The 12700-nt window shown below is 63.7% G+C and carries 9 protein-coding genes; 6 read left to right on the forward strand and 3 right to left on the reverse strand.

Annotation, left to right across the window (positions count from 1 at the left end; translation table 11 throughout):
* Nucleotides 1-45: 45 nt before the first annotated feature.
* Nucleotides 46-1329 (forward strand): replication initiation protein, encoded by a 1284-nt coding sequence (locus VOI29_RS05620; RefSeq protein WP_323776639.1) that lies wholly within the window; start codon nucleotides 46-48, stop codon nucleotides 1327-1329.
* A gap of 81 nt (nucleotides 1330-1410) precedes the next feature.
* On the opposite strand, the gene VOI29_RS05625 is transcribed toward VOI29_RS05620, so the two are convergent.
* The 3 genes from VOI29_RS05625 to VOI29_RS05635 form a co-directional block, all read right to left on the reverse strand.
* A complete protein-coding gene (locus tag VOI29_RS05625) occupies nucleotides 1411-4452 on the reverse strand; it encodes an efflux RND transporter permease subunit (protein ID WP_323776642.1) in 3042 nt (1013 codons plus the stop codon).
* A 10-nt stretch (nucleotides 4453-4462) separates the two neighbouring features.
* A complete protein-coding gene (locus tag VOI29_RS05630; protein WP_323776644.1) occupies nucleotides 4463-5503 on the reverse strand; it encodes an efflux RND transporter periplasmic adaptor subunit in 1041 nt (346 codons plus the stop codon).
* 430 nt (nucleotides 5504-5933) lie between these two features.
* Nucleotides 5934-6410 carry a MarR family winged helix-turn-helix transcriptional regulator gene (locus tag VOI29_RS05635; protein WP_323776645.1) on the reverse strand — a complete coding sequence of 159 codons (477 nt, stop codon included), beginning with the start codon at nucleotides 6408-6410 and terminating at the stop codon, nucleotides 5934-5936.
* A gap of 213 nt (nucleotides 6411-6623) precedes the next feature.
* Here VOI29_RS05635 and ectA point away from each other — a divergent pair, with 213 nt between their 5' ends.
* The 5 genes from ectA to VOI29_RS05660 all read left to right on the forward strand — a co-directional run bounded on the left by ectA (nucleotide 6624) and on the right by VOI29_RS05660 (nucleotide 11813).
* Nucleotides 6624-7154 (forward strand): diaminobutyrate acetyltransferase, encoded by a 531-nt coding sequence (ectA, locus tag VOI29_RS05640; RefSeq protein WP_323776646.1) that lies wholly within the window; start codon nucleotides 6624-6626, stop codon nucleotides 7152-7154.
* Between the two features lie 62 nt (nucleotides 7155-7216).
* Entirely contained in the window at nucleotides 7217-8506 is a 1290-nt protein-coding gene (gene ectB, locus VOI29_RS05645; RefSeq protein ID WP_323776647.1) for a diaminobutyrate--2-oxoglutarate transaminase, read from the forward strand.
* A gap of 3 nt (nucleotides 8507-8509) precedes the next feature.
* Nucleotides 8510-8902, forward strand: coding sequence for an ectoine synthase (locus tag VOI29_RS05650; RefSeq protein ID WP_323776649.1), 393 nt, complete (start codon nucleotides 8510-8512; stop codon nucleotides 8900-8902).
* 31 nt (nucleotides 8903-8933) lie between these two features.
* On the forward strand, nucleotides 8934-10370 hold the full coding sequence (locus VOI29_RS05655; protein WP_323776651.1) for an aspartate kinase: 1437 nt from the start codon (nucleotides 8934-8936) through the stop codon (nucleotides 10368-10370).
* A gap of 63 nt (nucleotides 10371-10433) precedes the next feature.
* Nucleotides 10434-11813 carry a PLP-dependent aminotransferase family protein gene (locus VOI29_RS05660; RefSeq protein ID WP_323776652.1) on the forward strand — a complete coding sequence of 460 codons (1380 nt, stop codon included), beginning with the start codon at nucleotides 10434-10436 and terminating at the stop codon, nucleotides 11811-11813.
* Nucleotides 11814-12700: the final 887 nt, after the last annotated feature.

The following is a 12700-nucleotide window of genomic DNA, read 5'->3' on the forward strand; positions in this document are numbered from 1 at the left end:
CCCGGAGAGTCGCAAAGACCGGCACGGGGGCAAGAGGGCAGGGCGATGGACGCAAAAGACATCCCGCATAACAAGCTGACAGGCCCGCTGCGCCGGGGGTCGGTGAAGAAGAATGTGGCGGCCATTCATGTGTCCGGCAAGCTGACGCTGCTGCAGCGCAAGCTGTCGAATGTGCTTTTGCTCAATGCCTATGACACGCTGATCTCGAAACCCAAGCACCAGATCGATGCGCAGACGCTGTGCATGATGGTGGGCTATAACTCCAACGACATGGACACCCTGAAGCAATCGCTGCGCAGCCTGGCGGAGACGGTGGCGGAATGGGATATGCTGGATGAGCAGGGGCGGCAGGAATGGGGGGTCAGCTCGCTGCTGTCTTATGCCAAGCTGGCGGGCGGCGTGTGCGAATATGCCTATAGCCCGGCGCTGGCGGAGAAGCTGCATGATCCCAAGGTGTTTGCGCTGATCAACCTGAACATCCAGCGGCGGTTCACCAGCGGCCATGCGCTGGCGCTCTATGAGAACTGCTACCGCTTTGTGCGCACCGGCTCGACGGGCTGGTGGGATATCGCGCTGTTCCGGCGCCTGATGGGGGTGGATGGCAGCGCCTATTACGAAAGCTTCAAGCACCTGAATGCCAAGATCATCAAACCGGCGGTGGCGGAGGTGAACAGGACCTCGAACATCCTGCTGACGCCGGATTTCAAGAAGATGGGGCGGCAGGTGGCCGAGGTGCGGTTCCTGATCAAGGAGAACCCGCAGCTGGCAATGCTGGACATTGATGACGGGGCAGGGGTGCGGCAGGGGGCTGTTTACAGCCAGCTGATCGGGCTTGGCGTCAGCGACCGGCTGGCGCGGCAGTGGATTGCCGAGCACGGCGAGGACTACGTGGCCGAGAAGGTCGGTTATCTGAAGGGCAGGAAGGGCGTGGACAGCCCGGTGCGCTATCTGAGCGCGGCGCTGCGGGATGATTATAAGGATACGCCTGCGGAGACCGCGAAGGAGCTGCCGCCCGAGGTTGTGGCGGCGGCTGAGGCGCGCCGCGCGGCGGAAGCCGAGGCGGCCCGGCTGGCGGCAGCAGAGGATGCGGTCAAGGCGCGGGAGCGGTCGCTGAGGGCGCAGCGGCTGGAGCGGATCCGGGATCTGGCCGCCGGGCGTTCACCGACCCAGCGGGACGCGGACAAGCGGCTGTTCCTGAGCCGCCTGGAGACCGAGATCGACCGCGAGGAATTCCGCAACCGGGGCTGGGCTGCGGCGCTGCTGGCCGGTGAGATGGCAGAATTCTGGGAAGAGCTGATCCCCGGCGCGCTGGAGGATCTGGCAGGGTAGGGCGGGCCGCTTGCGGCAAGCGGCCCTGCAGGATCAAACGGTGTGCCGGGCACAGGCCCGAAAGAGCAGAGGGCGGAGGTGTTAAACCGCCGCCATTTCCAGTTTCTCGGCCCGCCGGAAGAAGATCAGATAGAACACCGGCGCGGCCACCAGGGTGAGCACGGTGGCAAAGGCCAGACCGCCCATGATGGTGATCGCCATCGACACAAAGAAGGCGTCGGTCAGGAGCGGCGCCATGCCAAGGATCGTGGTCACCGCCGCCAGCATCACCGGGCGCAGACGCGACACCGAGGCCTCGACGATGGCCTCGCGCAGGGGCAGGCCGGTTTCGCGCACCAGATCGATTTCCTCGACCAGCACAATGCCGTTCTTGATCAGCATGCCCGACAGGCTGAGCAGGCCCAGAAGCGCGGTGAAGGTGAAGGGGAAGCCGGTGCCCAGCAGCCCGATCACCACGCCGTTCACCGACATCGGCACCAGCAGCCAGATGATCACCGGCTGGCGGATCGCATTGAACAGCAGCACCGAGATCAGCACCATGATCAGCAGCGTCACCGGCAGCTGCTTGCCCAGCGACTCATTGGCATCGCCCGAGCTTTCATGCTCGCCGCCCCATTCCATCAGGTAGCCGGGCGGGATCTCCATCGCCTCGATGGTGTCCTGCACCTCGGCAAAGACGGTGGCGGCGGTCAGATCCGGCGGGATGTCGGCGCCGACGGTCAGGGTCGGCAGCCGGTCGCGGCGGTGCACCAGGGTGTTTTCCATCACCACATCAACGCCGTCGATCATCTGTTCCAGCGGCACGAACTTGCCGGCCGAAGCGGAAAACACCACCTGATTATAGATGTTGTAGGGCTCCTGCGGGGCCCGTCGCACAATGATCGGGATCAGCCGGTCGCGTTCGCGGAACACCCCCATCTGCAGCCCGTCGGTGGAAAACTGCAGCGCATCGGCGATGTTTTCGCGGGTGACTCCGGCGGTTTGCGCCCGGTCGCTGGCATAGACCGGCTTCAGCACCGGCTCCTGGTCGCGCCAGTCGTGGCGCGGGGTCAGGATATTGGCGGAGGCCGCCGCAAGCCGCTGTTCCGCCTCTGCGCCCAAGCGGCGCAGGACCTTGGGATCAGGGCCGGAGAAACGCACCTGGACCGGGTCGCCGCCGCCGGGGCCGAACACCAGCCGTTTGGTGCGGAATTCGCCCTCGGGGAACTGCGCCTGGCCAAAAGCCTCAAGCGCGGCCTGCAGCGGCGGGATCGCATCGAGTGTTGCGGTGCGGATGATCAGATGGCCGTAGCTGGGGTTCGGCTTTTCGGCCGAATAGGTCAGCATGAAGCGGGTGGCGCCCTGGCCGGCGAAGGACGCGACCGAGACCACGTCTTCGCGTTCGGCAAGCCAGTCCTCGAACACCTTCAGATGCCTGGAGGTTGTCTGGATCGAGGTGCCCTGCGGCAGCTTGTAGTGGACAAAGAACAGCGGCGTGTTGGAGTCCGGGAAGAACTGCTGTTTGACCTGGCCGAAGCCGATGAAGCAGATCACGGTGATGGCCGCCAGCCCGGCCACCACCAGCCAGCGCAGTTTCAGCGCCCATGCCAGGACCCTGCCATAGGTGCGGAACAGCAGGCCGCTGTAGGCATCCTTGCTGTCTTCGGTGCCCTGTTTAAAGAAATAATGGCCCAGCAGCGGCGTTGCGGTCAGCGCCAGCAGCCAGCTGAGCAGCAGCGAGATCGCGATGACGGCAAACAGCGAGAACAGGAATTCGCCCGCAGAATCCGGGCTGAGACCGATGCCCGCAAAGGCCATGATGCCGATCACCGTGGCGCCGAGCAGCGGGATCTGGGTTTTCGAGGCCGCGTCATATGCGGCTTCGCGCGAGGTCTTGCCGCGCAGCATGGAGATCTGCATCCCCTCGGCGACGACGATGGCATTGTCGACCAGCATTCCCATGGCGATGATCAGCGCGCCCAGCGAAATCCGCTCCATCTCGATTGAGAGCATGTTCATGAAGAACAGGGTGCCGACCACGGTCAGCAGCAGGGTGGAGCCGACCACCACGGCGGCGCGCCAGCCCATGAACAGGGCCAGAACCACCACCACAATGGTGACCGACATCGCCAGGTTGACCAGGAAGTCGTTGGAGGCCTGCTCGACCACCACATGCTGCTGATAGATCGGTTTCAGGTCCACGCCATAGGGGATCCGGCTGTCCAAGGCGGCCAGTTTGGCGTCGACGTTCTGCCCCACTTCGACGATGTTTTCTGTGGCGAGGCCGGCGATCCCGAGGGTAAAGGCCTCAACCCCGTTGAAGCGGATCAGCAGGTCCGGGTCGCTGAGGCGGCCGCGGTGGACGTCGGCCATGTCGATCACATTGACCACGTCGCCCTGCGAGCCGATGGAGAGGCCGGCGATGGCAGTGACCGAGTCCGAGCCTTCCGGGGTGCTGAGGCGGGTGTCGGCGGGGCCGGCCTCAAGACTGCCGGCCGGACGGACCGAGTTGGCATTGGCCAACGCGCTGCCGATGGCGTCGATCGGGATGTTCTGATTGACCGCAACCGCCATCTTGGGTTCGACAAAGACGGCCTCGGGCGGCAGCCCGGTGATTTCGACATCGGCCACCCCGTCGACGGTCAGCAGCTCGCGCCGCAGGTAGCTGGCCAGTTCGTGTTTCTCGGCGTCGCTGTAGCCCTCGGCGGTGACCGCGTAGAACAGGCCGAACACATCGCCGAAGCCGTCATTGACATAGGGCGGGCTGACGCCGTCGGGCAGGGCGCGGGCCGCATCGCGAACCTCGGCGCGCAGTTTGGTCCAGATCGCGGGCAGCTCGGTGCCGTCGTAGGTGTCCTGCATCTCCACTTCGATCAGCGAAGAGCCGGGCCGGTTCACCGAGGTGATCAGCTTGACCTCGCCCATCTTCTGGATCGCCGATTCCAGCGGTTCCGAGACTTCCAGCGCCACCTGGGCGCTGCTGGCGCCGGGATACTGGGTCGCGATGACCGCGGATTTGATGGTGAAGGCCGGGTCTTCCAGGCGGCCCAGGTTCAAAAAGCCCCAGATCCCGCCAAGCAATGCCGCCAGCATGATGAGCCAGGTGTAGAGCGGCCGGTTGATCGACCCGCGTGCAATGTCCATCAGGCCGCCCTCAGTTGCCGAAACCGGTGAAGCGGCTGACCCGCTGGCCGTCTTTCAGCGCAGCGCCGCCGGTCAGCACGATCTCCTCGCCGCCCGTGAGGCCCTCGGCAATCCGGAAGTCGCCGTTCTGGGTCGCCTCGGCTTTGACGCGGGTCCAGGTGACGGTGCCGTCGTCGGCGCCTGCGGGGGCAAAGAGCATCACCCCGGTGCTGCCATCAGGGGCGGCGACCAGCGCGGTGCCGGGCACCCGGATCGCCGCATCGCCGGTGTCAACGCGCACATGTACCGTGGCCGAGGCGCCGGGCAGAATCTGGCGGTCGCCGGGCGGGGGCAGGCGGAAGGTCACCCGGTAGGTCTGGCCGACGCTGCGGGCCTCGGCGTCGTATTCCAGGATTTCGAGCGGGTAGTCGGTATCCCGGCCGGGAAAATTCGCAACCATCGTCAGCATATCGTTATGATCGGCCTTCTGGAACAGAACCTCGGGCACATCCACCTTGATGTGCAGTTCGGACATGTCGTGCAGCCGCACAATCGGGGTGCCGCCGCTGACGGTGGTGAACTGTTCCACCTCGCGGCTGGAGACCAGCGCATCAAAGGGCGCATTCAGGGTTGCATGGCCAAGCGCATATTCGGCGTCCCGCAGGGCGACACGGGCCAGGCCGGCCTCGGTCTCGGCGTCGTCGATCGAGACCTGGCTGACGGTGCCGCGCAGCTTTTCCAGCCGCACCACGGTGCGGTCGGCCTGTTCCTTGCGCAGCCGCGCCTGTTCCAGCTGCAGCTCGAACGGCTCCAGGTCCAGTTCGGCAATCAGCCCGCCCTGCGCAACAGAACCGCCTTCGGTCACCGGGAATTTGAGGATCTGCCCGCCGACCTGGAACGCCAGATCAACCGTCTGTTTGGCCGCGACCTTGCCGAAGAACTGCCGCTCCAGCATCAGCGAGTCCGATGACGCCTGCAGCAGTTTCACGGGTTTCAGCGGCTGCTGGGCCGCGGCGGCTGCGGCAAGGACGGCAACACCGCCCGCAACGGCAAGGGTTTTGCACCAACGCATTCCTGTCACTCCTTCCGGGCGGTTTTGCCGCCTGCCCGCATTGTTGTTTCGTGCGCTTTCACGTCCGGTTGCGCAAACCGCCCGCAAACCAGCCAATAGGCCAGCCGGCCGGGGAATTTGCGCTCTATAGCCCGGTTGCGGGAACTTTCCTGTGAACGAGGTCACAATGCAACGGGTTCCCCAAGGGCATGCGGGGGCCGGGCAACAGCACAGGCAGCGGCTTTCTGGTCTGCGTCCCGGAGATGAGCCTGCAGACCCTGGTGCCGCAAATGACTGGAGGGGTGAAACCCGCCGTCCATCGGCATTACCATCTACGGGGTGGTCTCGGGCACTTCGAGAGCGCAGCTGTTCAGCTTGGACCTTGCCGGCGCCGATGGGCACGAGGATGATGCAACCTGCCGGCCTTTAGGCAGATGCGGTCCTCACAGATTCACGAGGCAGTGAGGGACTCGCCGGTATCCAGAACCGGTGCTGCATCAATGTCCTCTGCATCCAGCATCGAGGCCACGCGCTCAAGCGCCGCAATCAGTGCCGCCTGCTCCCAGTCCTCCATCGCAGCAAATTTGCGCACAAATCTCTGCTGCAGCGGATCGGGCGCATCGGCAAGTGCCCGGCGCCCCTTTTCGGTGACAAGGATATTGGTCTGGCGGCGGTCAGTCAGCGACTTTTCCCGCACCACCATTCCCTTGCGAACCAGCTTGTCGACCAGCGAGGTCACCGTTGCCTGCGAGATCCGCATCTGCTGCGCGATTGCCTTGGCGGTGCAGTGCGGGCTGGCGGCGACGATCTGAAGCACCCGGAACTGCGCGGCTGTCAGCTCGACCGATTGCGCCAGTTCCCGGCTGAACAGGTCGGTCGCACGCAGAATCCGGCGCAGGGCGATCAGGCTTGAGTCAATGCGGTCCATATCCCGATTCTGGCAGAGCGCAGCGGGACAATCAAGGCACACACATTGTAATTTAATTTGATAAGCGAAGCATAAAACCCTGCGATGCCGCACTGAAACGCGTTGAAATGATGGAAAATTGCCACATTGTCGCAGGAATTCTCTGAAGGCTTGAAATAATTATCACCTCGATATACTTAGCTTGCCAAAGCAATAATGGAGACGCTAGGACAGATGCGACATGCATTAGAGTTATTCCGGAAGGCAGCCCCCGCGCTGCGTGAGCCCAAGGCAGACGACGGCCCCGAAATCTGGGAGCTGGTGCGGGCCTGCAAACCGCTCGACGAGAACTCAATGTATTGCAATCTGATCCAGTGCGACCACTTCCGCGATACCTGCGTTGTGGCAGAGATCGGCGGCGAAATTGCCGGCTGGGTTTCCGCCTATGTACTGCCCGAGGATCCGGAAACGCTGTTTGTCTGGCAGGTGGCGGTGTCAGAAAAAGCCCGCGGGACCGGTCTGGGCTCGCTGATGCTGAGCGGCCTGCTGCGCCGCAAGGCCTGCGAGAAAATCAAACGTCTGCAGACAACCATCACGCAGGAAAACAGGGCCTCCTGGGCTTTGTTCCACAAATTCGCAGCCAACCGGAGCGCGCCGCTGAACAGTCAGCCCTATTTTACCCAGGGCCAGCACTTCCGCGATCGCCAGAGCACCGAACACATGGTCACGATCGATTTCTCCCAGGCGCCCAGCTGGGCAGCTTGAGACCGGCCGATCCCATGTGGCGCACGCCCGTTCTGATCTGCACACTGCCAAAAGGACACACTATGCCGACTGACATGTCAGCCAAAATCTCTATTTTCAAACGCCGCGAATCCGAGGCGCGCAGCTATTGCCGCAGCTTCGACACGGTTTTCACCCAGGCCACGGGGTCGCAACTGACTGACAGCAAGGGCCGCAGCTATATCGACTTTCTGGCCGGCTGCTCGTCGCTGAACTACGGTCACAATGACCCGGACATGAAGGCGGCGCTGCTCGACCACATTTCCTCGGACGGGCTGGCGCACGGGCTGGATTTCCACACCAGCGCCAAGGCTGATTTTCTGGATGCCTTCGACCAGCACATCCTGCGGCCGCGCAATTTGGACCACAAGGTCATGTTCACCGGCCCCACCGGCGCCAATGCGGTTGAGGCGGCCCTGAAGCTGGCCCGCAAGGTGACCGGCCGCAGCAACGTGATCGCTTTCACCAACGGGTTTCACGGCGTCACCATGGGCGCATTGGCGGCCACCGGCAACAGCTACCACCGCGGCGGCGCCGGCACTCCGCTGAGCGGCGTCACCCGGATGCCCTATGACGGTTATTTCGGCGCGGACACTGATACCGCCGCCTATCTGGAGACGATGCTGGAAGACGGCTCAAGCGGTGTCGACGCCCCGGCGGCGATCCTGTTGGAAACCGTGCAGGGCGAAGGCGGTCTGAACGCTGCCAGCCCGGAATGGGTGCAGCGCATCGCTGCCCTGGCCAAAGCGCACGGCGCCCTGCTGATCATCGACGACATCCAGGCCGGCTGCGGCCGCACCGGCGGCTTTTTCTCCTTTGAAGACATGGGGGTCACCCCGGACATCGTGACGCTGGCAAAATCGGTATCGGGTTTCGGCCTGCCGATGGCGCTGATGCTGGCCCGCCCGCAGCACGATATCTTCGGCCCGGCAGAGCACAACGGCACCTTTCGCGGCAACACCCACGCCTTTATCACCGCCAGCGTGGCTATCCGCAAATTCTGGGCGGACGCCGGCTTTCAGCAGAGCGTTGCTGCAAAGGCGCTGCTGCTGACCTCGGCGCTGCAGGAAATGTCCGGGCTGATCCCCGGGTCCAGGCTTAAAGGCCGCGGCATGATGCAGGGGCTTGATGTCGGGTCCGGCGACCTTGCCGCCAGCATTTGCGCCCGTGCATTCGAGAACGGCCTGATCATCGAAACCTCGGGCAACAAGGATCAGGTGGTCAAGGTTCTGGCCCCGCTGACCACGCCTGAGGAGATCTTTGTGAAAGGTCTGAACACCCTGCGCAGCGCCATCCGCGGTGTGACCGATTCAAGCAAATTTGCAGCGGAGTAAGACATGATTGTTCGCGACTATAACGACATTATCAAAAGCGACCGCAACCGCGTTGTATCTGACGCCAAATGGTCTTCGGTCCGGATGCTGCTGGCCGAGGACGGGATGGGGTTCTCCTTCCACATCACCTTCCTCGAAGCCGGGTCCGAACACACGTTCGAATACAAGAACCACTTTGAGAGCGTCTATTGTATGCAGGGTTCAGGCTCGATCACCGATCTGGCCACCGGCGAGACGCATCTGATCCGGCCCGGCGTCATGTATGCGCTGGACCAGCATGACCGCCACACCCTGCGGGCCGAAGAAGAGCTGGTCATGGCTTGCGTGTTCAACCCGCCGGTGACCGGCAGCGAAGTGCATCGCGAAGACGGCTCCTACGCGCTGGAAACCACCTGAAGAGGCCCCGGCTGCGGCCGGGTGAAGCATTTTGAATTTCCCTGACCATACCGTCGAGAAAATCGGCGGCACCTCGATGAGCCGTATCCGCGAGCTGCGCGATACGCTCATCATCGGCGGCCGCACCGGTGCCTCGCTCTATCACCGCATCTTTGTGGTTTCCGCCTTTGGCGGCATCACCAACCTGCTGCTGGAGCACAAGAAGAGCGGCGAACCCGGCGTCTACGCGCTGTTTGCCAATGATGACAACGACCACGGCTGGCTTGATGCGCTGACCCGCGTTGCCGGCGCCATGTCCGAAGCCCATAACGGGGTGCTGGACAATCCGGCGGACCGCGCCCGGGCAGAGGATTTCGTGCGCGACCGCATCGAAGGCGCCCGCAGCTGCCTGTTCGACCTGCAGCGCCTGTGTTCCTACGGCCATTTCCGCCTGTCGAGCCAGATGATGCTGGTGCGCGAGCTGCTGTCCGGCCTGGGCGAGGCGCATTCTGCCTTTGTCACCGCACTGATGCTGCAGCGCGCAGGCGTAAACGCCAGTTTCGTGGACCTCAGCGGCTGGCGGGACGAAAGCGAATGCTCGCTGGAGGAGCGGATTGCCAACGGGCTGCGCGATCTTGATCTGGCCTCGGAATTGCCCATCGTCACCGGCTATGCCCAATGCCGCGAGGGTTTGATGCGTGAATATGACCGTGGCTATTCCGAGGTCACCTTTTCCAGCATCGCCGCCTTTACCAAGGCGAAAGAGGCGATCATCCATAAGGAATTCCACCTGTCTTCCGCCGATCCGGCGCTGGTAGGCACTGCAGCCGTGCGCAAGCTGGGCCACACGAACTATGATGTGGCCGATCAGCTGTCGAACATGGGGATGGAGGCCATCCACCCGAATGCCGCCAAGATCCTGCGGCAGTCGGATGTGGCCCTGCGCGTGACCAATGCCTTTGAACCTTCGGATCCCGGCACCCTCATTGACAGCCAGCCAGCCAAAGTTCCTGCGGTCGAAATCGTGACAAGCCTTGATGCTGTTGCGCTGGAACTGTTCGAACAGGATATGGTCGGTGTCAAAGGCTATGATGCCGCCGTGCTTGAGGCCCTGCGCCGGCACAGTGTCCGGATCATCTCCAAAAGCTCGAACGCCAATACCATCACCCACTATGTTGAGGCGTCTCTGAAAGCAGTGCGCCGGGTGACGAGCGATCTGGAGCGCGTCTATCCCTCCGCCCAGGTCAGTGCGCGATCGTTGTCGATTGTCTCGGCGATCGGACGCGACCTGTCCGGGGTGCAGGCGCTTGGCCGCGGGCTTGCAGCCTTTGACAAGGCTGGTGTCGAGGTGATTGCCGCGCATCAGACGCCGCGCAATGTTGATGTGCAGTTTGCGGTGCCGCGGAGATCAGCAGAAACAGCGGTTGCGGTTTTGCATAGGGCGCTGATTCCGGAGACCGGCCAGGAACTGAGGTCAAAAGCGGCGTGAGCCCGGGGCCGGGTTCACGCCGCGCGGTTGCTTTGGCCATGAGGGCAAACGGGAAGGGCGGCCATGTGGTATCCTGATCCCGAAACGCTGCACGCCCCGTTGCACGCCAGCCTTGCCGCCGCCATTGAACAGGCCATTCTGACTGAAGAGCTCGCCGCCGGCGCCCGCCTGCCGCCGCATCGCGGAATGGCAGGCCGGCTTGGGCTGAGCGTTCACACGGTGAGCAAAGCCTATCAGAGCTTGCGCAAACGGAACCTGATTGACGGGCAGATAGGCCGGGGCAGCTATGTTTGCGGCCCGGCGCCGCAAGACCCCCCGCAAGAGCCCGGACCCGGGGACGGGTTTGATTTCTCCAACTCCCACCCTGTCCGCAGCCAGCAGCACAGCAGGCGGTTTCAGCTTTCCTTGCAGGCGCTGGCGGCGGAACTGGATCCCTCGGCGCTGCAGGTGTGCAAGTCGGTCGCCGGCACCGGTGCCGACAGAACCGCAGGCGCGCGGTGGCTGGCAGCCTGCGGTTTTGCAGCGGCTCCGGATCAGGTTATTCTGACGAATGGCGGCAGTCACGGGTTCACTGTTGCGCTCTCGGCACTGACCCGCCCTGGCGATACTGTCCTGTCTGACAGCATCACGGATAATCTGATTGTGTCCGGCTGCGCCTATCTGGGGTTAAAGCACGTGGGCCTGCAAGCGGATCCGCATGGCATTCTGCCGGATGCCCTGACGGAAGCCTGCCGGACCTCCGGCGCCAAAGTCCTGTGTTTGCTTCCGTCGCTGGCAAATCCGGTTCCGGTGATGATGCCCGAGGGCCGGCGCAGGGCGCTGGCCCGGATTGCGCAAGAGAATGACCTGTACATCATAGAGCATGACCCGCTTGGCCCCGTGGCTGGGGATCGCCCGCCGCCAGTCTCCGCACTGCTGCCGGAGCGGTCCCTTTATATGACCGCCCTCAGCACTTGCCTGATGCCCGGGCTTCAGGCCGGATATATGGCCGGACCGTCCCATCTGCTTCCTTCGCTGAAGGGCCGCCTGCTGAGTTTCGGAGGAGCGGCAATGCCTTTGATGCGGGCGCTGGCCAGCCGCTGGGTGCTGGACGGCACGGCGCTGGAGCTTGCAGACTGGCAGCGGGCAGCGTTGAAAAGCCGTCACCGCATCGCCTGCCGGGTGCTGCATGGGGTCCCCTGGACAGGGCATCCTTCTGCAATGCATCTTTGGCTGCCGCTGCCTGAGGGGTGGAGCGCTGCCGGTTTTTCGCAATATGCGCGCCAGATGCAAATCGCCGTTATGCCTGACATGCCATTCCTCGCCCCGGGAACATGCTCGGCGGGCGGATTGCGCATTTCCTTGGGCGCGGTTCAGGCGGAAGGCCGGTTCCGCAAGGGCTTGGAGCAGATCGCGGCCCTCTTAAAGCTGCAGCCGCACAGCTTGCCCCACCTCGCATTTTAACGGCCGCACTTCGGCGGGCGCCTTTCCGGGAGCAGCAGCTTGCAGCGCCCGCCGCCTGGCCGCCGCGGCGACAGTCAGCAGGCCTTGCGCGAACGGTGCCCCTGCTGCGGCGGCCCGATGGGGACACGGCTGAATTTCTTGCCGCAAGCGAAGGGGCCAGCCGGTCTGTCCGGGAAACGGCCGGTTCCAGCGAATGACGCCTGCGCAAACCCGCGGTGAAGCGATCAGCCGGGGATCTTTGTAAGGCTCTTTGACGGTCCTCCCAGACTTGCCCGCACCCGGCCGGTGCCGGCTTTTTGTTTAGCCCGGTCACTGAACGTCCCCAATGGCGGAGCGGTTCAGGCCTTCGCCGAAGCGGATAGGCTCGCCCACGGCCTGTCCGACATAAGCGAAACCCCCGTTATGCTCCAGGTGGGCCCGTTATGCTCCAGGTGGGAATGTCCGCTCCGGCGGCTCTGGCATGTTGTGTCTGATGCCGCATTGGGCTTTGGCGGCCTTTCCGGGCGAGTTGTTGCGGGGAAAGACGCGGGGCGACTCGTTTTTCGGGGGTGATTTTCTGTGATTCCGGAGGCGGGCCTGTGGATAAGGCGGGGTGGTCTGTGGGTAAGTCCGCCGGATCCCGGGGCGGCGGGGTCCGGGGCGGGGTTTGGAGCGGAGTGCGGCGGTTCTGATGGCGGGAGGCGGGGCAGGAGGCGCGAGTTTATTCCGGCGTAAGTTGTTGATTTTACTGGAGTTGCTGTTTTTCGAGGCAGAAAGTTTTGTTTTTTGCGATTTTGGGCTTGCGGGTTTGGGGGGCGAACCGTAAAAGCCCCCTCACCGGCGGCGCTGAGGCGCAGCGGGACACACCGGACGGGACGGCGGCGACGCAGGAGCGGACGGGGGACACG

Source organism: Leisingera sp. (genome assembly GCF_034669605.1).
In the GTDB taxonomy this organism is placed as follows: Bacteria; Pseudomonadota; Alphaproteobacteria; order Rhodobacterales; family Rhodobacteraceae; genus Leisingera.

What these genes read in the sequence shown, in the direction of transcription:
- VOI29_RS05620 (WP_323776639.1), top strand. Translation starts at nt 46, where the DNA reads ATGGACGCAAAAGACATCCCGCATAACAAGCTGACAGGCCCGCTGCGC.
- VOI29_RS05625 (WP_323776642.1), bottom strand. Translation starts at nt 4,452, where the DNA reads ATGGACATTGCACGCGGGTCGATCAACCGGCCGCTCTACACCTGGCTC.
- VOI29_RS05630 (WP_323776644.1), bottom strand. Translation starts at nt 5,503, where the DNA reads ATGCGTTGGTGCAAAACCCTTGCCGTTGCGGGCGGTGTTGCCGTCCTT.
- VOI29_RS05635 (WP_323776645.1), bottom strand. Translation starts at nt 6,410, where the DNA reads ATGGACCGCATTGACTCAAGCCTGATCGCCCTGCGCCGGATTCTGCGT.
- ectA (WP_323776646.1), top strand. Translation starts at nt 6,624, where the DNA reads ATGCGACATGCATTAGAGTTATTCCGGAAGGCAGCCCCCGCGCTGCGT.
- ectB (WP_323776647.1), top strand. Translation starts at nt 7,217, where the DNA reads ATGCCGACTGACATGTCAGCCAAAATCTCTATTTTCAAACGCCGCGAA.
- VOI29_RS05650 (WP_323776649.1), top strand. Translation starts at nt 8,510, where the DNA reads ATGATTGTTCGCGACTATAACGACATTATCAAAAGCGACCGCAACCGC.
- VOI29_RS05660 (WP_323776652.1), top strand. Translation starts at nt 10,434, where the DNA reads ATGTGGTATCCTGATCCCGAAACGCTGCACGCCCCGTTGCACGCCAGC.